The sequence below is a fragment of the Curtobacterium sp. MCBD17_034 genome, assembly GCF_003234515.1.
Classification (GTDB): Bacteria; Actinomycetota; Actinomycetes; order Actinomycetales; family Microbacteriaceae; genus Curtobacterium.
In genome coordinates this window covers 26,122-48,549 of record NZ_QKTN01000001.1, presented here as the reverse complement: position 1 = coordinate 48,549, position 22,428 = coordinate 26,122, and the positions used below count along the sequence as shown (strand labels likewise).

Here is a 22,428-nt window from a genome sequence, read left to right as displayed (position 1 = left end):
CGCAGGTCGCCCGCGCGTCGTCCTCAGCGGTCCGCGCGTCGTCCTCAGCGGTCCGCGCGTCGCCCTCAGCGGTCCGTCGAGGGCGACGTGATGAGCGGACCGAGTCCGTCCGCGGCCGTGGCGGCACCCGCGAGCCCGGTCAGCTCGAGCCAGTTCCCCACCATGCGGTACCCGCCCTCGGTCAGGACGGACTCCGGGTGGAACTGCACGCCGAACACCGGAGCCTCCCGGTGCTGGACTCCCATGATCACACCCCCGGTCGTCCGCGCGGTGACCTCGAGTTCGTCGGGCACCGTGCCGTCGACCACCGCGAGCGAGTGGTACCGGGTCGCCGTGAACGGCTGCGGAACGCCGACGAACAGCGGGCTGTCGTCGTGCATCACGCTCGACGTCTTGCCGTGCATGAGTTCCTCGGCGTGGGTCACCGTGGCCCCGAGTGCCTCCGCGATGGCCTGGTGTCCGAGGCACACCCCGAGCAACGGCACGTCGGCGCCGATCGCAGCATGCACGGCGGGGATCGAGACGCCGGCAGCGGCGGGAGCGCCGGGCCCCGGCGACAGTAGGACGCCGTCGTACTCGGCGATGCGGTCGGCGATGGCGTCCGCATCGATCGCGTCGTTGCGGACCACGTCGGTCTCGGCACCGAGCTGTTGCACGTAGCCGTTGAGCGTGTAGACGAAGCTGTCGTAGTTGTCCACGACCAGGATCCGGCTCATCGGTGGCCGACCGTCACGTCGGGGGTGGGGATCAGCTCCTGCACCCAGGGGAACACCCACAGGTCGAGGACGGCGAGGACGATCGCGACGAGGACCAGGACCTCGACGATCCGTACCCACACCGGACCGGGCAGGACCCGCCAGAGCGCACCGTACATGTGGTCTCCTAACCCTTGACCTCGGACGCGATGGCCGTCGGCGCTCCCGCGGACCGTGGCTGCCACGAATCGAACACACTGAAGGCGACGATGCGCTCCTGCGCCGAGTACATCGGGTTGCAGCTCGTCATCGTCATGATCCGGTCCTTCGTCGCGACGCCGACGTCGTCGGGGTCCTGGTCGAGGACCGTCACCTGCGTCGGCGGCACGTACTCCAGGTTGCGGAACGTGTAGGTGTAGAAGCCGTCCGCGGTCTCGAGGTAGATCTTGTCGCCGACCTGGAGGTTCGCGATCTGGTTGAACGGGGCGCCGTGCGTCGTGCGGTGACCGGCGACGGCGAAGTTCCCGACCTGACCGGGCATCTGGGTGTGGTCGTAGTGCCCGATGCCGATCGTGTCGAGTGTGCCCGCCGTGGTCGTGCCGCCGGCCATGGGGACGGCGTAGGTCGCACCGAACCGGGGCACGTACATGACGCCGAACACCTTGGTGTTGCCGGGCTGCGCGCTGACCTTCGGCGGACCGTACCCCTCCGTGGGGGTGGGCGCTGGCGTCGAGATCGCGCCGAGCGACTTGCTGAACTGCTGGGCCTGGTGTTCGTGCTGCTTGGCGACGACCAGGTCGTTGAACCACTGCTGCCACGCGATGAACAGGAGGACGAGCACACCCGCCGTGATGAGCAGGTCGCCCAGGACACCGAGGACGGTCACGTGGCCTCGGCGTCGACGACGGCCGCCCCTGTCCGGGGACGGGGCGTGAGCGTCGCCCTCGACGGGCACCTCGGTCACGGTCATGTGGTTCGTCCCCCGTCCGACAGCCCACCCACCCGAGCGGGTGGCAGATGTGTTGACGGTAGGATACCGGCCATGGCCAAGCAGAAGGACCGTACGAAGCCCGCCCGGCAGGCCCGAGCCGACTCGGTCGACACTGCCGGCGGTGCACCGAACCCGGTGTGGTTCAAGCCGGTCATGTTCGGCTTCATGCTCGTCGGCCTCGCCTGGGTCATCGTGTTCTACGTCTCGCAGGGAACGCTGCCCGTGCCGACGCTCGGGTCGCTCAACATCCTGATCGGCTTCGGGATCATGTTCATCGGGTTCCTCATGACGACGAAGTGGCGCTGAGGCGAACACGATCTGTCCGCCGGGTGACGGCGGAGCCTAGTGGACTTACACAGCTGTGATTATCCCCAATGTGGACATGGCTGTGGATAACTCATCCCCCTCTTCGGGGGGAGACGGAAGGCCCGCGGTCCGTCCGGTCCGCGGGCCTTCGTGTGTCGGGCCTCCCGACGGTGCTCACGTGTACACTGCGTAGGCCGCTGCGGCGATGGCGACCGCGACGACGGCCTCGGCGACGAGCAGGGTGATCTGGAGCCCACGCCGTCGGACATTGCGGGTTCGGGTGAAGATGAAGCCCGTCACGAACCCCGCGACGACGCCGCCGACGTGCGCCTGCCATGCGACGCCGGCGACCAGGAACCCGATCACCAGGTTGAGCCCGATGATGACCAGGATCTGGACCGCGTTGCCGCCGAGACTCCGCTGGAGCACGAAGAACACCGCGAACAGTCCGAAGATCGCCCCGGAGGCGCCGATCACCGTGGTCTGCGGCGCCAGCACCGTCACCGCCACCGAACCGACGAGACCGCTGATGAAGTACAGCGCCACGAACCGCCAGGTCCCGAGCATCTGCTCGAGCATGCGGCCGAAGATCCACACGGCCCACATGTTGAACAGGATGTGCAGGAAGCTGCCATGGACGAACATCGTCGTGATCAACCGCCATGGCTGCGTCGGCAGCCAGTACGGGTTGTAGTCGAGCGCGGCGGTGACCGGCCCGTTCGTCCCGCCGGTCAGCATCTGCAGCAGCCAGATGGCGACGCTGACGACGACGATGACCGTCGTCGCTTTCTGGTCGATCATGCCGAAGCGACGCCGTGCCACCGTGAAGGTGCTCGGGCCGACGGTCCGGCGGTTCGACGAGAACTGCGCGCGCTGCTCACGCACGCACTCGGGGCAGTGCACCCCGACGGCGGCCGGCGTCTGGCACTCGGTGCAGATCGTCCGCCCGCAACGCTGACACAGGATGAAGCTCTGCCGGTCCGGGTGCCGGTAGCAGAAGTTCGCTCGGTCTTGGGAGAAGTCGGTCACTACGCCCCGGCGCCAGCGGAGTCGGTCACGTCGATGCTCTGGATGACGACGTCCTCACGCGGCTTGTCGCGGCCGTCGGTGGGCACGGCCTCGATCGCGTCGACGACCGCGCGCGACTCGTCGTCGGCGACCTCACCGAAGATCGTGTGCTTGCCCTGCAGCCACGGGGTGGCGACGGTCGTGATGAAGAACTGCGATCCGTTGGTGCCGCGGCCACCCTGGGTGCCGGCGTTCGCCATCGCCAGGATGTACGGCTGCTGGAACGTGAGCTCCGGGTGGATCTCGTCGTCGAAGCGGTAGCCCGGGCCGCCGATGCCCTGGCCGAGCGGGTCGCCGCCCTGGATCATGAAGTCCTTGATGATGCGGTGGAACACGACGCCGTCGTACAGCTTGTCCGTCGACACCTTGCCGGTACCCGGGTGCGTCCACTCCTGCGTGCCCGTGGCGAGTCCGACGAAGTTCGCGACCGTCTTGGGTGCGTGATTGCCGAAGAGGTTGACGCGGATGTCGCCGAGGTTGGTGTGGATGGTTGCAACAGCGGTGTGCGAAGACATGTGGCCATTCTCGCATGCGCTCCCGGGTCGTTCATGGTACTTCCAGACGAGGCACCGTGACCTGCCAGGGTCTCCGGTGGCAGGATGGGCATCTCACCGCCCGATCCGATGGAGGTAGCTCATGACCATGGAACTCTCCCGCAAGCGCAAGAAGCAGATCAAGAAGCTCAAGGGTCAGACGACCACCCTCCTCGGCGAGCAGCGCAAGGTCCTCGAGCACGCGAACGCCATCCTGGCCGAGGCCCGACTGCACGCTGCCGACGCCGCTCGCAACGACCTCGGCCCCCGCGTCAAGGACGCCATCGACAACGGGGTCAAGCCCGCTGTCGCCACCGGCGTGCACGCGGCGACGTCCGCGGCGACCGCCACCAAGACCCGGTTGACCACCGAGGTCGTCCCGAGCCTCGTGTCGACCCTCGGGTCCGCGATGAGCGTCGTGGACCTGGCCAAGGACCCGAAGGTGCGCAAGATCGTCGCCGACGCCACCAAGAAGGCGGCCAAGGCCTCGAAGAAGGGCCGCAAGGCCGCCAAGACGGTGGTCAAGGCCGCGCCGAAGCAGAAGAGCGGACTCGGCTTCGGCGGCGTCGCGCTCATCGTCGTCGGTGCCGTCGCCGTCATCGGAGCCGCGTACGCGGCGTACCAGACCCTCCGTGCCGACGACGACCTGTGGGTCGCCGACGACGCGGACGCGGCGGACAAGCCCGCCGCCTGATCGGATCGCACCACACGAACGGCCCGTGCCACTCGGCGCGGGCCGTTCGTCATGCCGGGAGGGCCATCCCACCCGGCATCGGCGGCAGCCCTCCGCCGAGATCGCAGCAGATGTCGTTCCGGCGCTGCCCGAAGCGGCATCTCCCGCGATCTCGCGCAAGAGGAGGACCGGATGGGACGCGGACCGAAGGCACTGGGCCGGCGCCGCGCGCCGAGCACGGAGCGCTCAGGCACGCCCCGCGACGTCGCGCCGCAGGGGCGGCGGCGCGCATGAAGCACTGAACCAGCGGGCTGCGAAGGCGCGAAGCGCCGAGCAGCCCGGACAGCTGGTGGAGCCTAGGGGAATCGAACCCCTAACCCCCGCCTTGCAAAGGCGGTGCTCTGCCAATTGAGCTAAGGCCCCGGATGGTCGGCCATGCTACCGGAGGAGCAGCCGACGGGTCATACGGGCTCGGTGGTGCAGTCACGATGACGGCGAACCGTCGGAGTGGGGCTACTAGGACTTGAACCTAGGACCTCTTCGTTATCAGCGAAGCGCTCTAACCGCCTGAGCTATAGCCCCGAGACCGGATGAAAGCCTACATGACGCGCGCCGCAGGCGCGAATCGGGTGGGGGGCCTCCAGGCCGGTGATCCGGGTCAGTTGTTGGTGAACCCGACGAGCAGACCACCGGTGATCCGCACGCTGAGGTTGTACAGCACGCTCACGATCGCGCCGAGCACCGTGCCGACGACCACGTTGAGGCTCCCGACGACGATCGAGAACCCCATGACCTGGCCCAGCGAGAACTGGTCCATGATCGAGTAGTTGTTCTTGCCGGTGACGTCCTGCAGCAGCTTGTCGATCTGGGTGAACACGCCCGTCTGGTTCAGGATGATCCAGACGAGCATGGTCGCCACGACGATCACGATGCTGCCAGCCAGCGCGATGAGGAACGACAGCTTCACGCACGACCAGAAGTCGAGGTACACCAGGCGCAGCCGGACCTGCTTGGTGCCGACGGGTCGCTTCGTCTTGCGCTGGAGCTTCTCGGCGACACTACTCATTCGTTGACTGGTCCTCTCCGGCCTGCGGGTCGGCGGGCTCGTCCGTTGCCTCGGCGGGGCTCACTGCTTCGACCGGGCCCGCGGGTTCGATCTCGGCGTCGGCCTGGTCGTCCAGGTTCCGTTCACTGTTCCGGGCCACTGCGATGATCCGGTCGTCGTCGGCGAAGCGTGCGAACACGACGCCCATGGTGTCGCGCCCCTTGGCAGGGACCTCGGCCACGGCAGACCTTACCACCTTGCCGGAAGCCAGCACGACGAGCACCTCGTCGTCCCCGCTGACGATGAGACCGCCGACCAGGTCACCCCGGTCGACCGCGAGCTTGGCCACCTTGATGCCGAGACCACCACGTCCTTGCACGCGGTACTGGTCGACCGCGGTGCGCTTGGCGTAGCCGCCCTCCGTCATCACGAAGACGAATCCCTCGTCGTGGGCGACCGACGCGGACAGCAGCGAGTCGTCCCCGCGGAAGGTCATGCCCTTGACGCCCGACGTTGAGCGCCCCATCGGGCGCAGCGCCTCGTTGGTCGCGGTGAACCGGAGCGACATCCCGTGCCGCGAGACCAGGAGGAGGTCGTCGGACTCGTCCACCAGGAGTGCGGAGACGAGTGCGTCACCCTCGCGGAGGTTGATCGCGATGATCCCGCCGGTGCGGTTCGTGTCGTACTCGGTGAGCGCGGTCTTCTTGACCAGGCCGTCGCGGGTCGCCAACACGAGGTACTGGGCTGCCTCGTAGTCGCGGATGTCGAGGACCTGCGAGATCTGCTCGTCGGGCTGCATGGCGAGCAGGTTGGCGACGTGCTGGCCCTTGGCGTCGCGCCCGGCCTCCTGGAGTTCGTACGCCTTGGCGCGGTAGACGCGACCCTTGTCGGTCAGGAACAGCAGCCAGTGGTGCGTCGTCGTGACGAAGAAGTGGTCGACGACGTCGTCCGCTCGGAGCTGGGCGCCCTTGACGCCCTTGCCGCCGCGGTGCTGGGACCGGTAGTTGTCGCTGCGCGTGCGCTTGACGTAGCCACCACGCGTGATGGTGACGACCATCTCCTCCTCGGGGATGAGGTCCTCGACGCTCATGTCGCCGTCGAACCCGAACATCACCTCGGTGCGGCGGTCGTCACCGAACTTGGCGACGATCTCGTCGAGCTCCTCGCCGATGATCACGCGCTGGCGCTCGGGACGCGCGAGGATGTCCTGGTAGTCCGCGATGAGGCGCTCGAGCTCCTCGGCCTCCTCGTGGATCCGCTGTCGCTCGAGGGCGGCGAGACGACGGAGCTGCAGGTCGAGGATCGCGCGTGCCTGGACCTCGTCGACCGACAGCAGCGCCATGAGGCCGTCCCGGGCCTCCTCGACCGTCGGCGACCGGCGGATGAGCGCGATGACCTCGTCGAGCGCGTCGAGGGCGGCGAGGTACCCGCGGAGGATGTGCGCCCGCTCCTCTGCCTTGCGGAGCCGGAAGCGGGTCCGCCGGACGATGACCTCGACCTGGTGGTCGACCCACGCCGAGATGAAGCCGTCGAGCGCGAGCGTGCGCGGGACACCGTCGACGATCGCGAGCATGTTCGCGCCGAAGTTCTCCTGCAGCTGCGTGTGCTTGTACAGGTTGTTGAGCACGACCTTGGCGACCGCGTCGCGCTTGAGGACGATCACGAGGCGCTGTCCCGTGCGGCCGGAGGTCTCGTCGCGGATGTCCGCGATGCCCGCCAGGCGGCCGTCCTTGACGAGCTCCGCGATCTTGACCGCGAGGTTGTCCGGGTTCACCTGGTACGGCAGCTCGGTCACGACGAGGCAGGTCCGACCCTGGATCTCCTCGACGTTGACGACCGCGCGCATGGTGATCGAACCACGGCCCGTGCGGTAGGCGTCCTGGATCCCGCGGACGCCGAGGATCTGCGCGCCGGTCGGGAAGTCCGGGCCCTTGATCCGCTGCATGAGCGCCTCGAGGAGCTCCTCACGCGTCGCGTCCGGGTGTTCGAGCGCCCACTTCGCGCCCTCGGCGACCTCGCGCAGGTTGTGCGGCGGGATGTTCGTGGCCATGCCGACCGCGATGCCGACCGACCCGTTGACGAGCAGGTTCGGGAAGCGCGACGGCAGGATCGACGGTTCCTGCGTGCGGCCGTCGTAGTTGTCCTGGAAGTCGACGGTGTCTTCCTCGATGTCCCGCACCATCTCGAGCGCGAGCGGAGCCATCTTCGTCTCGGTGTACCGCGGGGCGGCGGCACCGTCGTTGCCGGGGGACCCGAAGTTGCCCTGGCCGAGCGCGAGCGGGTACCGGAGGCTCCACGGCTGCACCAGGCGGACGAGGGCGTCGTAGATGGCGGAGTCGCCGTGCGGGTGGAACTGCCCCATGACGTCGCCGACCACGCGCGAGCACTTGGAGAAGGCGCGGTCCGGGCGGTACCCGCCGTCGTACATCGCGTAGAGGACGCGCCGGTGCACGGGCTTGAGGCCGTCACGGACCTCCGGGAGCGCACGCCCGACGATGACGCTCATGGCGTAGTCGAGGTAGGACCGCTGCATCTCGAGCTGGAGGTCGACCTGCGAGATGCGGTCGCCCGAGAGCACGATGTCGCCGGCGTCGCCGTGCACGACCTCGGGCTCGTCGCCGCCGTTGTCGTTGTCGTCAGCCATGTGCTGCCTCTCTCATCGGCCGGGAGGCCGTGGTTCCGTCCTGCTCGGGCGTCGCGCCGGCAGGTGGTCGGGGCGCGCGGGGCGCGCGGTGCCTCAGATGTCCAGGAAGCGGACGTCCTTGGCGTTCTGCTGGATGAACTGACGACGTGACTCGACGTCCTCGCCCATGAGGGTGGCGAACACGCCGTCGACCGCGGCGGCGTCCTCGAGGGTGACCTGGAGCAACGTGCGGGTGTCCGGGTTCATCGTCGTGTCCCAGAGCTCCTTGTAGTCCATCTCGCCGAGGCCCTTGTAGCGCTGGATCCCGTTGTCCTTCGGGATCCGCTTGCCCGCCGCGAGACCGGCCTGCAGCAGGACGTCGCGCTCGCGGTCACTGAACACGTACTCGTGGGCCGAGTTCGACCACTTGAGTCGGTAGAGCGGGGGCTGCGCGAGGTACACGTAGCCACGTTCGATGAGCGGACGCATGTAGCGGAACAGGAGCGTCAGCAGCAGCGTGGTGATGTGCTGGCCGTCGACGTCGGCGTCGGCCATCAGCACGATCTTGTGGTACCGCGCCTTGTCCGGGTCGAAGTCCTCGCCGATGCCGGCACCGAACGCCGTGATCATCGACTGGATCTCCTGGTTCGCCAGCGCGCGGTCGAGTCGGGCCTTCTCGACGTTGAGGATCTTGCCGCGCAGCGGGAGGATCGCCTGGGTGAGCGGGTTGCGCCCCTGCACCGCTGATCCGCCGGCCGAGTCGCCCTCGACCATGAAGATCTCGCTGACCGTCGGGTCCTTGGACTGGCAGTCCTTGAGCTTGCCCGGCATCCCGCCGGATTCGAGCAGGCCCTTGCGCCGCGTGGTCTCGCGCGCCTTCCGCGCCGCCATGCGCGCCTGGGAGGCCTGGATCGCCTTGCGGACGACGTCGCGCGCCTGCGTCGGGTTGCGCTCGAGCCAGTCGCCGAGTTCCTGACCGACGACACGCTGGACGAACGACTTCGCCTCGGTGTTGCCGAGCTTCGTCTTGGTCTGGCCCTCGAACTGCGGTTCGGCGAGCTTGACGGAGATGACGGCGGTCAACCCCTCGCGGATGTCGTCACCCGTGAGGTTGTCGTCCTTCTCCTTGATGATGTTCTTGTCGCGCGCGTACTTGTTCACGAGCGAGGTGAGCGCGGCGCGGAAGCCCTCTTCGTGCGTGCCGCCCTCGTGCGTGTTGATCGTGTTCGCGAAGGTGTGGACGCTCTCTTGGTACGAGGTGTTCCACTGCATGGCGAGCTCGAGCGAGATCTTCCGGTCGGTGTCCTCGGACTCGAGGGAGATCACGTCGGGGTGGATCACCTCGGCCTTCTTCGTGCTGACGAGGTACTCGACGTAGTCGACGAGCCCGCGCTCGTAGTGGAAGACGTCCTTCCGTGCTTCTTCGCCCTCGTCGGGGACACGCTCGTCGTGGAGCGTGATCCGGAGCCCCTTGTTGAGGAACGCCATCTGCTGGAACCGCGTGCGCAGGGTCTCGTAGTCGAAGTCGACGGTCTCGAAGATGTCCGCGTTCGGCCAGAACGTGATCGTCGTGCCGGTGGTGTCGGTCTCCTCGTCCTGGGAGAGCGGCGCGACGGGCACGCCGTCGGTGTAGCTCTGCCGCCACACGTGGCCCTGTCGGCGCACCTCGACGTCGAGTTCCGAGCTCAGGGCGTTCACGACCGACGACCCGACACCGTGCAGGCCACCGGACACCGCGTACCCGCCGCCGCCGAACTTACCGCCGGCGTGCAGGACCGTCAGCACGAGCTGGACGGTCGAGATGCCCTCGTTCGGGTGGATGTCGACCGGGATGCCACGGCCGTTGTCGGTCACGCGCACGCCGCCGTCCTCGCGGATGACGATGTCGATCTGGTCGCAGTACCCCGCCAGGGCTTCGTCGACCGAGTTGTCGACGATCTCCTGGACGAGGTGGTGGAGCCCACGTGGTCCGGTGGAGCCGATGTACATGCCGGGGCGCTTGCGGACCGCTTCGAGGCCTTCGAGCACCTGGATCTGATCGGCACCGTACGCGTTGTCCTGAGGGGTGTCGCCAGATTCTGATGACATGGTCGTTGTGGCTCCTGCCCGCCTGCGATTCGGTCGTGCAGCACGGCGTGTCCGGCGTGCGCCAGCGCCCGCGTGCAACCCCACGAGTCTACCGCAGCAGGCCTGCTCCCGAGGGCTGAGAAGCCGATCTGCGGGCCGATTCCGCTCCCAGAGGATTGATTTGTCGCCTCAACCGTAGGTATCGCGAGGGCCGCGCCCCTGGACCGATCTGAGACCGCGTTTCCAGGTCGGGGCGTCCGGGGCGAGAACGCGCACCGACTCGACCCCCGCCTCCGGGTAGCGCTCCGCGATCGTCGTCGTGATCTGCGCGCGCATGAGTCGGAGTTGTGTGGCCCAGGCGGTCGAGTCACACCGGATGAGCAGCGCGTGGTCGTCGATCGACACCGGCTCCGAGTGCGCCGCGAGCTCGGCGCCGACGACATGGGGCCACGCGGCGATCACCTCGGACTGCGCCAGGGGCTCGGTCCACCCGAGCTCGCTCGTCAGGTTCCCCACCACGTCCCCGAGCCCCCGCGGCTCGCGTCCGACGCCGTAGGGCTCCGAGTCCGCGGATGCCTCGCGTCGACGACGCCGACGCGCGTCGACGGATCGCTTCGCGGGGTCACCGAACACCGCCTTCAGGTGGAGGTAGAACCGCGTCGGTTCGGTCGGCCGGTCCGGTCGTGGCACCGTCACACCTCCTGGGCGGCCGGACGGGAGGAACGGTGCGCGTCCACCCCGTCGGTCCCGTCCGTCGATCCGGTCGCCGGGGTCCCCGTCTCGGCGACCGCCGCGTCGTCGCCCGGCGCGTCCACGATCCTCCCGGCGTCGATGTGCACCGTGTGCGCGGCGAGGACCGGCGGCACGTCACCGTGGACGGCCGCCGTGATGAGCACCTGCTCGTACCCGGACACCGCGTTCGCGAGTCGGCCGCGGCGGGTCTCGTCGAGTTCCGCGAACACGTCGTCGAGCACGATGATCGGATCGCCGAGGGACGACTCCGCGCGGAGCACGGCCGCGGCCGCGAGCTTGACCGCCAGTGCGAACGACCACGACTCGCCGTGACTGGCGTAGCCACGGGCCGGTAACCCGTTGAGCCGGAAGAGGACGTCGTCTCGGTGCGGACCGACGAGCGTCAGTCCGCGGTCGAGCTCGTCCCGGCGCCGACGGGCCAGGCCGGCTCGGAACCCGTCCGCCGCGGCGGCCACCGTCACGGGTTCGATCTCGCTCCCGAGCTCCTGCTCGGTCTCCGGGTCACCGCCGCGGATGCTGAGGACGCCCGCGAGTGACGCCTCGTGGGCCGCACCCGCGACCGCCGCGTAGGCCTCGGCGACGAACGGTGCGAGTCGTCGGACCAGGTGGTCGCGGCCGGCGATGACCTCGGACCCGAGCGCGACGAGGCGGTCGTCCCAGACGTCCAGGGTCGACATCGCGCCGCCGCTGACACCCGAACCGCGCGCCGACTTGAGGAGCGTGTTCCGCTGGCGGAGCGTCCGGTCGTAGTCCGCGAGCACCCCCTGCATGCGCGGGGCGATGAGCACGAGGAGTTCGTCGAGCATCCGGCGTCGGCCGGCGGGCTCGCCGCGCACCAGGGCCAGGTCCTCGGGGGCGAACAACACGCTCGTGCAGTAGCGGGGGAGATCCCGGGGCTTGATGGGTGCCCGGTTCACCTGGGCTCGGTTCGAGCCGGTCCGGTTGATCTGCACCTCGGCGAGGATCGTGCGCTCCTCGTACGCGAGCCGTGCCCGGACGATCGCCGCGTCGCACCCCTGTCGCACGAGCGCGGCGTCGGTCGGGACCCGGTGCGAACCGAGGGTGGACAGGTACCCGATCGACTCGACGAGGTTGGTCTTGCCCTGTCCGTTCCGGCCCACGAACAGGTTCGGCCCGCGTGCGAAGTCGACGTCCGCCTCCCGGTAGTTCCGGAAGTCGGTCAGTTGGAGATGGTCGACGTGCACGCGGGCCGAAGGAGCGAGGACCGCTAGGCCTTCTTGACGGCGTGGCCGCCGAACTGGTTGCGGAGGGCGGCGACGGCCTTCATCGTCGGCGACTCGCTGCCCTGACGGGACACGAAGCGCGCGAAGATCGAGGCGCTGATCGCGGGCATCGGCACGGCGTGCTCGATCGCTTCCTCCAGCGTCCAGCGACCCTCACCGGAATCCTCGACGTAGCCCTCGAGCTCCTTGAGCGTCGGGTCCTCGTCGAGCGCGCGCACGAGCAGCTCGAGCAGCCAGGAACGCACGACCGTCCCGCGCTGCCATGCCCTGAAGGTCCCGGGGACGTCCTTGACCAGGTCCTTGGCCTCGAGGAGCTCGTAGCCCTCGCCGTACGCCTGCATGATCGCGTACTCGATGCCGTTGTGGACCATCTTCGTGTAGTGGCCGGCACCGACCGGACCGGCGTGGACCAGGCCCTCTTCGCGCGGGCCCTCGGGGCGGAGCGCGTCGAGCACGGGCATCGCCGTCGCGACGTCCTCGTCCGCGCCACCGACCATGAGGCCGTAGCCGTTGTCGAGGCCCCAGACACCACCGGACACACCGGCGTCCATGTAGCGGATGCCCTTGGCGTCGAGCTGCTTGGCGTGCACCTCGTCGTCGAGCCACTTCGAGTTGCCACCGTCGATGACGAGGTCGCCCGCGTCGAGGACGTCGGCGAGGCCCGTGATCACGTCGTCGGTGATCTTGCCGTGGGGGACCATGACCCACACGAGGCGCGGGCCGGGCAGAGCCGCCGCGAGGTCCGCGAGGCTGGCGACATCGGAGACGGCGGGGTTGGCGTCGTAACCGGTGACCTCGATCCCTGCGTTGCGCAGGCGGGCACGCATGTTGTTGCCCATCTTCCCGAGGCCGACAAGACCGATGTGCATGATTTCCCTTTTCTCGTTGAGTTCGCGCGACGCCCGGTGGTGCCCCGGCGTCAGCGCAGGAGGAGGTTGGGCTGGAGCAGGTACCGGTAGCCGTCCGCGGCCGCGTCCTCGCGCGAGGTCTGTCCCGTGATGAGCACAGGCCCCGGCTTGTTCGGGTTCTCCGTCTTGGTGAAGGAGATGCGGACGAACTCGGAGTGCACCGCGTTCAACCCGTCCAGGAGGAACTGCGGCTTCAGCGAGACCACGGTGTCCTCTCCGGTCAACTGCGCGTCGATCGACTCTGATGCCTGCGCTTGTTCGGATCCGATCGCCTCGAGCGTGAGCCCGTCGACCGAGAAGGTGAATCGGAGCGCGGCTTCGCGCTCGAGGACGAGGGAGACGCGACGGACGGCCTCGACCAGTTCCGCGGTGTTGAGCACCGCGTGGTCGGGGACGGTGTCGGGGAACAGCCGGCGGACCGGCGGGTAGTTGCCCTTGATGAGCAGCGAGGTGACGGTCTTGTCGTCGGCACGGAACGCGATGAGTTCGCGGTCCTGGTTGCCGCTGATCGACACCGACACGGTGCTCGCTGATCCGAAGGTACGTCCCACCTCCTGGAGGGTACGCGCGGGTACCAGGGCGTGCATCGGGTCAGCGCCGACGCGCCCGCTGTCCCATGCGATCGTCCGGACGGCGACTCGGTAGCGGTCCGTCGCGACGAGGGACAGGTCGTTGTCGCCGACCTCGAGTTGCACACCCGTGATGACGGGGGTGACGTCGTCACGGCTGGCGGCGACCGCCACCTGCGCGACGGCCTCGGAGAAGGCGTTGCCCGGGATGACGCCCGTCTGGGGACCGACCTCGGGCAGGGTCGGGTACTCGGCCACGGGCATGCTCAGGAGCGTGAAGTGTGCCGATCCGCACGTGACCGTGATCCGGGACTCGTCGGTGCTGAACACGACCGGCGCGTTCGGGAGGCGGCTGGCGATGTCAGCGAGGAGGCGGCCGGACACGAGCACGGTGCCGGGGTCGTCGATCTGCGCCGGGATGCGCGTCTGCGCACTGACCTCGTAGTCGAACGACGAGAGCGTCAGGTGGTCGTCCTCGGCGTGGATGAGCACACCCGACAGGATCGGGAGCGTCGTGCGCTGGGGGAGGAGCTTGACCGCGAAGGAGACCGCTTCGCTGAAGACGTCCCGGTTGACATGGAACTGCACAGCTGGGACCCCTGTCCTTCGGTTCGGTGACGGCGGCCCCCATTGTGGCACAGCGGGCGGGGGCGGGATCCGTGTCGTTCGGCCGCTGGGGACCGTCCACAAGGTTGGCCCCCTGAGAGAGATCGTTAACCAGGAGTAATGGTCTTAACGCTTGTGCACAGTGTGGATAACTCTGTTGATCGTTGTCAGGACGGGGAACTACAACCGTGTGACTTGTGAGCAGTGTGTGGAGCGGCCGTGGACGAGGAAAACTCGTCGGGAGCTCCCTCCCGACGACGTCCACAGCTCGGCCGTCGTCCATGAACAGGGGAGCGGCGTGTCATCCACAGTTATCCACACGTTGTGCACATCTTGTGGAGACCGGGCGGTGGTGCTCTCCGGAGGCGGCGTCGCGGCCGTCCCGCAGCCGGGCCGGGGGACGCATGGCGGGGCCGCGGTGGGCCTCCCGGCCTGCGCGCGGAGGGGTACGAGGGCGACGCTGGCGGTGCTACTTGTAGCGGCGGTCCTGCTTGATGCGGCTCGTGAGCTCGGTCACCTGGTTGTAGATCGACCGACGTTCCTTCATGAGTTCGGTGATCTTCTTGTTCGCGTACATCACGGTCGTGTGGTCGCGGTTGCCGAACAGCTGCCCGATCTTGGGCAGGGACAGACTCGTCATCTCGCGGCAGAGGTACATCGCGATCTGCCGGGCGGTCGCGATCGCCTGGGAGCGGGAGGAGCCGTAGAGGTCGTCGACGGACAGTTTGAAGTAGTCCGCGGTGTGCGTGATGATGTCGACCGGTGCGATGACGTTGTCCTCGTCGAGCGTGATGAGGTCCTTGAGCACCGTCTGCACGAGTGCCATGTCGACCTCGGTCCGGTTGAGGCTCGCGAACGCGGTGACCCGGATGAGCGTCCCCTCGAGCTCGCGGATGTTGCTCGACACCTTGGACGCCATGAACTCGAGGATGTCGTCGCGCACCTGCAGGTGGTCGCTCTGCGCCTTCTTGCGGAGGATCGCGATGCGGGTCTCGAGGTCCGGCGCTTGGACGTCCGTGATCAGGCCCCACTCGAACCGGCTGCGCATGCGGTCCTCGAAGCCGGTCAGGTGCTTCGGCGGCAGGTCCGACGTGATGACGACCTGCTTGTTGTGGTCGTGCAGGGTGTTGAAGGTGTGGAAGAAGGCCTCTTGCGTGGAGTCCTTCCCCTGCAGGAACTGGATGTCGTCGATGAGCAGGATGTCGATGTCGCGGTAGCGCTGCTGGAACTGCGCGGAGCGGTTGTTCGCGATCGAGTTGATGAAGTCGTTGGTGAACTCCTCGCTCGAGACGTACCGGACGCGGATGCCGGGGTACAGGCTCTCGGCGTAGTGCCCGATGGCGTGGAGGAGGTGCGTCTTGCCGAGGCCGGAGTCGCCGTAGATGAACAGCGGGTTGTAGGCCTTCGCCGGGGCCTCGGCGACCGCGACGGCGGCGGCGTGTGCGAAGCGGTTGGAACCGCCGATGACGAAGTTGTCGAAGTTGTACTTCGGGTTGAGGCGCGAGTCCGGGCGGCCGGCACTCGACGGGTTGTCCACCGGCGCGGGCACGAACGGGGCCTCGACGTACTGGCGCGGGGCCGTGCCCTGCTCCATCGGCGGGACGGGTGCCGATGCCGCGTACGCGGGGACCACCGGATCCGTGCGGGGTTCCGGGGTCAGTTCGGGGTTCACCGTGATCGCGAAGTTGGCGACCGAGTCGTCACCGAGGCGCGAGACGGCCTCGGTGATGGGGACCCGGATCCGCTGCTCGAGCATGCCGCGCGTCAGGTCGTTGGGCACCTCGAGGTAGAGCGTCCCGGCGAGCACGCCCTTCGGTTCGACCAGGTTGAGGAATCCGTGCAGCTGCGGGGTGATCCGGTCGTCGTCCTCGAGGAGTCCGAGCACCGAGGCCCAGAGGTCCTCGACGGGTGCCGGGATCGTCATGGCGCGCTCGTCTCCTCTGGTCGGTCGACGTGGACCGACGGTCGCTCCGGCCGGCTCCCGCACAGCGCCGACGTCGCCCGCGAGTCGTGGGCGGACCACTCGGCCGTACACAGGGTTGTCCACAGTGTTCTCCACGAGTCGCGGATCGTGCTCGTGCCCGGTCCTGCCGGGTGATCACGGGCCGCGCGCCCCTGGATCAACCCACTGTAATTGCTCGCGGCGCGTCGGACGCAACCGGAGTTGTCCCCAATGTGGAGAATGAGCGGTTGGTCCCGTTCGTTTGACCCAGGGCCCGTCCTCACGTACCGTTGAACGGTTGACTGCGGCCAATCGGTCGCGCCCAGAGCGTCCGTTCCCATCGCGTCAACGGACCCAACGTGACCGGACCGCCGCGAGCGTCCGTGTGGAGACGAGATCATGAGCAAGCGCACCTTCCAGCCGAACAACCGCCGCCGCGCCAAGAAGCACGGCTTCCGCGCTCGTATGCGGACCCGCGCCGGCCGTGCCATCCTGGCCGCCCGCCGCAGCAAGGGCCGCACCGAGCTCTCGGCCTAACCCCCGGGGTTGTTGGCCCGAGCCAACCGGATCGTCCGAGGTGACGACTACCGAACCGTCGTGCGTCGTGGTCGCAGGAGCGCCACGGCGCACGCCGTCGTATCGGTGGTCGTCCGTGCCGATGCCGATCCCACCCGGTTCGGGTTCATCGTCTCGAAGGCGGTGGGGAACGCGGTGACCCGGAACCTCGTCCGCCGCAGGCTCAAGGCCATCGCCCACGAACTCGTCGTCGATCACCCTTCGGGGCTCGATGTGGTCGTCCGCGCACTGCCAGCCGCCGCGCAGGCCGGCTGGCCTACCCTCATCGCAGACGTCAGGCAGTGCTTCAGTCGGAGCACGAGCCAGAGCAAGGGTGTGAACAAGGCATGAGACGAGCACTGTCGGCCGTCGCGTTGCTCCCGCGCAACGTGTGCGTGGTGGTGCTGCGCGCGTACCGCGCGGTCGTCTCCCCGCTGTACGGCGAGGTCTGCCGGTACCACCCGTCGTGCTCGCGGTACGCACTCGAGGCCATTCAGCAGTACGGCGTCGTCGTCGGTTCCAGCATGGGCGCCTGGCGTATCGCCCGGTGCAATCCGTGGGCGGCCGGTGGCATCGACGACGTCCGGGCTCGGACCGCGCCCTATCCCGTGACCCGTTTCGGGTTCGTGCTCCCCCGCCCAGCCGGCGACACCCGCGCGCTCGGCACCCGCCGGCTCGACGGCACCCCCGTCCTGGAGACCCGCCCCGTGGACGGCACCCACCGTTCGGCCCCGCAGGCCGCCCCGACCTCCCGGCGTCGCCGGTTGACACCGCACCCCCGAAAGGCGTGACCGCTTCTCATGGAGTTCCTCGAAAACACGATCCTCTGGCCACTCAAATGGGTGGTCTCCGCGATCCTCGTCGGTTTCCATTCGTTGTTCGCGGCCATCGGCATGGACCCGAACGCCGGGATCACCTGGGTGATCTCGATCATCGGTCTGACCCTCGTGGTGCGGGCGGCGCTGATCCCGATCTTCGTCCGGCAGATCAAGAGCCAGCGGCGGATGCTCGAGGTCGCGCCGCAGCTCAAGAAGATCCAGGACAAGTACAAGGGCAAGAAGGACCAGTTCTCGCGTGAGGCCATGTCCCGCGAGACGATGGCGCTGTACAAGGAGACCGGGACGAACCCGCTGAGCTCCTGCCTGCCGCTCATCATCCAGATGCCGGTGTTCCTGAGTCTGTACTCGACGCTCCACACCGCTCAGATCGACAAGACCGGTATCGGCCTGCTGACCACGCCACTGGCCCATTCGTTCGGTGTCGCGAAGCTGTTCGGCGCTCCCCTGCACGAGACGTTCCTCAGCGCCACGGGCTGGGAGGTCCGCCTCATCGCCGCCGCGATGGTCATCATCATGACCGTCTCGCAGTTCGTCACGCAGCTGCAGATCGTGGCCAAGAACATGTCGCCGGAGACCAAGGCGAGCCCGATGTACCGGCAGCAGCGGATGATGCTCTACGTCCTCCCGCTCGTGTTCGTGTTCTCGGGTCTGAGCTTCCCGCTCGGCGTCATGTTCTACTGGCTCGCCTCGAACGTCTGGACGATGGGGCAGCAGTACGTCGTGATCCGGCGCATGCCGACGCCGGGGTCCGAGGCGGCGCTCGCCCGTGAAGCCCGGCTCGCCCGGAAAGCGCAGCGACGTGGCGCGACCGCCGGTGGCGCTCTCGCCGCCGTGAACGACATCCGCGTGACCGAGATCGAGCGTCCTCGCCCGACGACCCAGCGGCAGCAGCCGGTGGGCAAGAACCGCGCCAAGAAGAACGGGAAGAAGTCGTGACCGACGACGAGCTGCTGACCGAGGACGCGCCCGTGTCCGACGAGCCGACCACCGAGGCACCGGTCGACGACGTGGAGGGCGTCGACGACGAGGTCCGTGATGAGGGCGACATCGCTGCCGACTACATCGAGGAACTGCTCGACATCTGCGATCTCGACGGTGACATCGAGATCGAGGAGCGCGGCGGCCGCGTCTACCTCTCGGTGACCGATCAGGGTGGCGCGCTGCGGGTGCTCTCGAAGCCCGACACGGTGTCGGCGCTGCAGGAACTCACCAGGATCGCCGTACAGGCCGAGACCGGCGAATTCAGCCGTCTGATCCTCGACGTCGGTGGCTCGCGCGATGCTCGGGCTTCGGAGCTCGGTCGGCTCGTGGACACGGCCATCGAGCGGATCGAGGCCGGGTCCCCGAGCGCGGCGCTCCCGCCGATGTCGTCGTACGAGCGCAAGCTCGTGCACGATCTCGTGGCCGAGCGCGGCTTCCACTCGGAGTCCGAGGGCGAGGGCCGCGACCGGCACACGGTCGTCACGCGCTGACGTGGCTGACAGCACGGACGAGCGTTCCGCGTCTGCTGAGGGCGACGTGGAGGTCGCCGTGACCGAGAGCTTGCCGGTCGAGCCAGAGCCGGACGCTGCTGCGGCGGTGTTCGGCGACCACCTCGAGCAGGTCCGGTCCTTCACGCAGGAACTCGCGCGACGTGGCGAGGAGCTCGGGTTGATCGGACCCCTGGAACTCCCACGGCTCTGGACGCGACATATCCTCAATTCGGGTGTGGTCGGACCGCTGCTCCTCGAGGGAGCGAAGGTCGGTGACGTCGGATCAGGTGCGGGACTGCCGGGCCTCGTGCTCGCCATCATGCGGCCTGACGTCGAGATGACCCTCATCGAGCCGATGGAGCGGCGCGTCGAGTGGTTGCGTGGTGAAGCGGACCGGCTTGGGCTGCAGAACGTGCGGGTGCTGCGCGCCCGAGCCGAGGACGTCGCGGATGACCTCGTGCTCGATCAGGTGACGGCCCGCGCTGTCAGCGCCCTGAGCAAGCTCATCCCGATCACCGTTCCACTCGTCCGCTCGGGCGGCCAGTTGCTGCTCATGAAGGGGGCCCGGGTCGATGCCGAAGTCGATGCGGCACGGAAGGTGATTCTCCGGAAGCGCCTGACGGACGTCGAGGTCATCGAGCTCGGTGCCGGCGTGGTGGAGGAAACGACCCGGGTCTTCCGGGCTACAGTTGACTGACGTTCCCGTGCGGAGTGTCTGGTCGAGCATCGGACGACTGCTCGCCGCAGCCGCACCAACGTTTCACGTGGAACATCGAGACGGGGAAGTGCATTCGTGAGTTCATCTACTGACTTCGACGCGACCACGCCACTCGCGCGCGAGATCGCCGACCTCAATCGGCGGCGACGCGCGCTCGCGACGCAGCAGTTCCCCTTGCCCGAGCAGACGCGCGTGTTCACCGTGTCGAACCAGAAGGGCGGCGTCGGCAAGACGACAACGACGGTCAATCTCGCGGCCGCACTGGCCCGTGGCGGCGCTCGCGTGCTCGTCATCGACCTCGACCCGCAGGGGAATGCCTCGACGGCGCTTGGCGTGGACCACCGCGCGGAGGTCGCCAGCATCTACGACGTGATCGTGGATGAAGCGCCACTCGCCGGCACCATGCAGCAGAGCCCGGAGTCGGAGAATCTGTTCTGCGTGCCGGCGACCATCCACCTGGCGGGCGCAGAGATCGAGCTGGTGTCCCTCGTGGCGCGTGAACAGCGCCTCCGGACCGCGCTGCAGCAGTTTCTCGACGGCGTTGACGAGCCGTTCCACTACGTGTTCATCGACTGCCCGCCGTCGCTGGGTCTGCTGACGATCAACGCGTTCGTGGCGGCCCGTGAGGTGCTCATCCCGATCCAGTGTGAGTACTACGCGCTCGAGGGACTGAGCCAGCTGCTCCGGAACATCGAGCTGATCGAGCGGCATCTCAACCCGGCGTTGCGGGTGTCAACGATCCTGCTGACCATGTACGACGGCCGGACCAATCTGGCGAACCAGGTCGCGACCGAGGTCCGTGAGCACTTCGGCGACCAGGTCCTCGCCACGCTGATCCCCCGGTCCGTGCGCATCAGTGAGGCTCCGAGCTACGGGCAGAGCGTCGTCAGCTATGACACGAATTCACCAGGGTCGCTCTCGTACTTCGAGGCGGCCGCAGAGATCGCAGCACGAGGAGCGAAGCACTGATGGCACCGAAGCGGACCGGGCTCGGCAGGGGCATCGGCGCGCTCATCCCGACGAGCGCCGAGCAACAGGAGCGTCCGGTCGACGTCTTCTTCCCCACGAACACGAGTGCTGCGACCAGGGACCCCGCGACGACCGCGACGGATGCCGTCGCTGCGATCCTTGCCGACGGAGCCTCGCCGAACAGCGTCGGCCAGACCGCCGATGACCTGGTTGCCGTGCCCGGCGCTCGCCTGGCCAATCTCAACCCCCTGGACATCGTGCCGAACGCCCAGCAGCCACGCTCGGAGTTCCGCGAGGAAGAGCTCCAGGAGCTGGTCCACTCGATCCGCGAGATCGGCGTCCTGCAGCCGATCGTCGTTCGTCCCATCGCAGGCGCGGCCGGTACCGAGGCGCGGTACGAGCTCATCATGGGTGAGCGACGGTTGCGGGCCACGAAGGAACTCGGCCTCGCCACCGTCCCGGCGATCATCAAGGACACGCCTGATGACGCCATGCTGCGCGATGCGCTCCTCGAGAACCTGCACCGTGCGAACCTCAACCCGCTCGAGGAGGCATCGGCCTACCAGCAGCTCCTGGCGGACTTCGGGATCACGCAGGAGCAGCTCGCCGCACGTATCGGGCGTTCGCGGCCACAGATCACGAACACCATCCGCCTGCTCCGACTGCCGTCACCGGTGCAGCGGCGCGTCGCAGCCGGTGTCCTGAGCGCCGGCCATGCTCGCGCGATCCTCTCGGCGCCCGATGCAGAGGCGATGGAGTACCTCGCCGAGAAGATCGTGAACGAGGACCTGTCTGTCCGGGCCGCTGAGGCAGCCGCAGCGGCACTCTCGGCCAAGACGCCCTCGGTGCGGCCGCGGACGGAGCCGTCCAAGCGGCAAGCTCATCTCAATGACCTCGCGGAACGCCTCGGTGACCGCCTCAACACGCGCGTGAAGATCCAGTTGGGGTCGCGCAAGGGCACGCTGAGCATCGACTTCGCAACGATCGAGGATCTCAATCGGATCCTCGAGGACCTGCGGAACGAGGCAGTCGCCGACGCAGCGTCCTGACGTTTCACGTGGAACATCGTGAGGTGCGTCGGCAGGTGGCGTCCGAAGGGCGCCTGCGGCGCTGACCACGATCAGCACGATGCGTGGCTCGCGCCCTGATCGCGAATTCTGCGCACGCCGTCCATGGACCAGTCGAGCCGCTGGTGCGACCGATCCGGTGCGGCAACGCGTGCGCTGATGGTCGTGCGACGGCCGGAGTCGAGAGACTGGCGTGGCGAGCACGTTCCACGTGAAACAAGGGCCGCCCTCCTGCTGGTCGCGCCGCAGCCGGTGCGCGTGACGACGCGGCGTTGCGCGCGGACCGCGAACAAAGCGCGACGCGATGCAGGCGGAGGATGACTCGACGGCCGTCGCGGGGATGGAACTATGAGCACTGGACCGGGTCCCCCGGCAGATGACAACGCCACGGCACGACGAGCGGCTTGGCCTGCGGTGTCTCGACGACGACGGACGGCAGACCGGAGATCGCTGCAAGAGGTTGACCGCGGCGCTGGTGGCTCGCGCTCGGATGAGCGCTGGGGATTGCGCCGGGACGTTGATCGGGTCCGCCAGGATGGCAGCGAGACGGGCGGCGGATGAGAGGTCAGATGGGCGGCGAGTCGGGTGACCCTGAGGCGGAGCGCGAGGCGCCGGGTGGGCGGCGATCCGGTCAGCCATCCGGGCGGCGCGTGAGGCAACCACGATGGGCGATCGTCGCTGCCACCGCGGGCGTACGCGGCCGTCGCGAGGCTGGGCGTGCGGATCGTGATCGGTGCGCCTCGGCGCGCCTCGTCGCCCAGGTGGGCCGTCCTCGGCACCCGGGC

Annotated in this window: 23 protein-coding genes and 2 tRNA genes; 10 read left to right on the top strand and 15 right to left on the bottom strand. The window is 68.2% G+C overall.

The window, feature by feature from the left end:
* Positions 1-65: 65 nt before the first annotated feature.
* From DEI92_RS00260 to DEI92_RS00255, 3 genes are read right to left on the bottom strand one after another with little or no spacing between them, the layout of a single operon-like run.
* A complete protein-coding gene (locus DEI92_RS00260; RefSeq protein WP_111011934.1) occupies positions 66-716 on the bottom strand; it encodes an aminodeoxychorismate/anthranilate synthase component II in 651 nt (216 codons plus the stop codon).
* On the bottom strand, positions 713-874 hold the full coding sequence (locus DEI92_RS16375) for a hypothetical protein (protein WP_181434571.1): 162 nt from the start codon (positions 872-874) through the stop codon (positions 713-715). The genes DEI92_RS00260 and DEI92_RS16375 overlap by 4 nt, the downstream gene beginning before the upstream one ends.
* Before the next feature lie 8 nt (positions 875-882).
* Entirely contained in the window at positions 883-1,665 is a 783-nt protein-coding gene (locus DEI92_RS00255) for a class E sortase (protein ID WP_111011933.1), read from the bottom strand.
* A gap of 72 nt (positions 1,666-1,737) precedes the next feature.
* On the opposite strand from DEI92_RS00255, the gene DEI92_RS00250 reads away from it, so the two are divergent.
* The gene (locus DEI92_RS00250; RefSeq protein WP_111010790.1) at positions 1,738-1,992 is read left to right on the top strand and encodes a cell division protein CrgA; all 255 of its coding nucleotides are present in this window, start codon (positions 1,738-1,740) and stop codon (positions 1,990-1,992) included.
* Positions 1,993-2,166: 174 nt separating this feature from the next.
* On the opposite strand, the gene DEI92_RS00245 is transcribed toward DEI92_RS00250, so the two are convergent.
* Positions 2,167-3,021 (bottom strand): rhomboid family intramembrane serine protease, encoded by an 855-nt coding sequence (locus DEI92_RS00245; RefSeq protein WP_111011932.1) that lies wholly within the window; start codon positions 3,019-3,021, stop codon positions 2,167-2,169.
* Entirely contained in the window at positions 3,021-3,575 is a 555-nt protein-coding gene (locus tag DEI92_RS00240) for a peptidylprolyl isomerase (protein WP_111010788.1), read from the bottom strand. The genes DEI92_RS00245 and DEI92_RS00240 overlap by 1 nt, the downstream gene beginning before the upstream one ends.
* A 121-nt stretch (positions 3,576-3,696) precedes the next feature.
* On the opposite strand from DEI92_RS00240, the gene DEI92_RS00235 reads away from it, so the two are divergent.
* A complete protein-coding gene (locus DEI92_RS00235; RefSeq protein WP_111011931.1) occupies positions 3,697-4,287 on the top strand; it encodes a hypothetical protein in 591 nt (196 codons plus the stop codon).
* Positions 4,288-4,613: 326 nt separating this feature from the next.
* On the opposite strand, the gene DEI92_RS00230 is transcribed toward DEI92_RS00235, so the two are convergent.
* The 10 genes from DEI92_RS00230 to dnaA form a co-directional block, all read right to left on the bottom strand.
* Positions 4,614-4,689 (bottom strand) — tRNA-Ala (locus tag DEI92_RS00230).
* 85 nt (positions 4,690-4,774) lie between these two features.
* Positions 4,775-4,848, bottom strand: a tRNA-Ile gene (locus DEI92_RS00225).
* A 76-nt stretch (positions 4,849-4,924) separates the two neighbouring features.
* Entirely contained in the window at positions 4,925-5,332 is a 408-nt protein-coding gene (locus DEI92_RS00220; RefSeq protein WP_111011930.1) for a DUF3566 domain-containing protein, read from the bottom strand.
* Positions 5,325-7,955: a DNA gyrase subunit A gene (gene gyrA / locus DEI92_RS00215; RefSeq protein ID WP_111011929.1), complete on the bottom strand. Its 2,631-nt coding sequence runs from the start codon at positions 7,953-7,955 to the stop codon at positions 5,325-5,327. The genes DEI92_RS00220 and gyrA overlap by 8 nt, the downstream gene beginning before the upstream one ends.
* Positions 7,956-8,048: 93 nt before the next feature.
* Entirely contained in the window at positions 8,049-10,022 is a 1,974-nt protein-coding gene (gyrB, locus tag DEI92_RS00210) for a DNA topoisomerase (ATP-hydrolyzing) subunit B (protein WP_111010784.1), read from the bottom strand.
* 168 nt (positions 10,023-10,190) lie between these two features.
* A complete protein-coding gene (locus DEI92_RS00205) occupies positions 10,191-10,691 on the bottom strand; it encodes a DUF721 domain-containing protein (RefSeq protein ID WP_111010819.1) in 501 nt (166 codons plus the stop codon).
* Positions 10,692-10,693: 2 nt separating this feature from the next.
* Positions 10,694-11,959: a DNA replication/repair protein RecF gene (gene recF / locus DEI92_RS00200; protein WP_111011928.1), complete on the bottom strand. Its 1,266-nt coding sequence runs from the start codon at positions 11,957-11,959 to the stop codon at positions 10,694-10,696.
* A gap of 23 nt (positions 11,960-11,982) precedes the next feature.
* Positions 11,983-12,867, bottom strand: a complete 885-nt coding sequence (gene gnd, locus DEI92_RS00195) for a phosphogluconate dehydrogenase (NAD(+)-dependent, decarboxylating) (RefSeq protein ID WP_111011927.1) — start codon at positions 12,865-12,867, stop codon at positions 11,983-11,985.
* A 50-nt stretch (positions 12,868-12,917) separates the two neighbouring features.
* Positions 12,918-14,063 carry a DNA polymerase III subunit beta gene (dnaN, locus tag DEI92_RS00190; protein ID WP_111010781.1) on the bottom strand — a complete coding sequence of 382 codons (1,146 nt, stop codon included), beginning with the start codon at positions 14,061-14,063 and terminating at the stop codon, positions 12,918-12,920.
* Positions 14,064-14,550: 487 nt separating this feature from the next.
* A complete protein-coding gene (dnaA, locus tag DEI92_RS00185; RefSeq protein ID WP_111010780.1) occupies positions 14,551-16,005 on the bottom strand; it encodes a chromosomal replication initiator protein DnaA in 1,455 nt (484 codons plus the stop codon).
* A gap of 417 nt (positions 16,006-16,422) precedes the next feature.
* Here dnaA and rpmH point away from each other — a divergent pair, with 417 nt between their 5' ends.
* From rpmH to DEI92_RS00145, 8 genes are all read left to right on the top strand, one after another.
* The gene (gene rpmH / locus DEI92_RS00180; RefSeq protein ID WP_019181680.1) at positions 16,423-16,560 is read left to right on the top strand and encodes a 50S ribosomal protein L34; all 138 of its coding nucleotides are present in this window, start codon (positions 16,423-16,425) and stop codon (positions 16,558-16,560) included.
* A 9-nt stretch (positions 16,561-16,569) separates the two neighbouring features.
* The gene (gene rnpA / locus DEI92_RS00175) at positions 16,570-16,929 is read left to right on the top strand and encodes a ribonuclease P protein component (RefSeq protein WP_111011926.1); all 360 of its coding nucleotides are present in this window, start codon (positions 16,570-16,572) and stop codon (positions 16,927-16,929) included.
* Positions 16,926-17,369, top strand: coding sequence for a membrane protein insertion efficiency factor YidD (gene yidD / locus DEI92_RS16655; RefSeq protein ID WP_111035757.1), 444 nt, complete (start codon positions 16,926-16,928; stop codon positions 17,367-17,369). The genes rnpA and yidD overlap by 4 nt, the downstream gene beginning before the upstream one ends.
* A 9-nt stretch (positions 17,370-17,378) precedes the next feature.
* Positions 17,379-18,353, top strand: coding sequence for a membrane protein insertase YidC (gene yidC, locus DEI92_RS00165; RefSeq protein ID WP_111010778.1), 975 nt, complete (start codon positions 17,379-17,381; stop codon positions 18,351-18,353).
* Positions 18,350-18,889 (top strand): protein jag, encoded by a 540-nt coding sequence (locus tag DEI92_RS00160; protein WP_375334607.1) that lies wholly within the window; start codon positions 18,350-18,352, stop codon positions 18,887-18,889. Before yidC ends, DEI92_RS00160 begins: the two co-directional genes overlap by 4 nt.
* 58 nt (positions 18,890-18,947) lie before the next feature.
* Positions 18,948-19,586, top strand: coding sequence for a 16S rRNA (guanine(527)-N(7))-methyltransferase RsmG (gene rsmG, locus DEI92_RS00155; RefSeq protein ID WP_111010817.1), 639 nt, complete (start codon positions 18,948-18,950; stop codon positions 19,584-19,586).
* Between the two features lie 96 nt (positions 19,587-19,682).
* Positions 19,683-20,576 (top strand): ParA family protein, encoded by an 894-nt coding sequence (locus DEI92_RS00150; RefSeq protein WP_111010777.1) that lies wholly within the window; start codon positions 19,683-19,685, stop codon positions 20,574-20,576.
* On the top strand, positions 20,576-21,625 hold the full coding sequence (locus DEI92_RS00145) for a ParB/RepB/Spo0J family partition protein (protein WP_111011925.1): 1,050 nt from the start codon (positions 20,576-20,578) through the stop codon (positions 21,623-21,625). The genes DEI92_RS00150 and DEI92_RS00145 overlap by 1 nt, the downstream gene beginning before the upstream one ends.
* Positions 21,626-22,428: the final 803 nt, after the last annotated feature.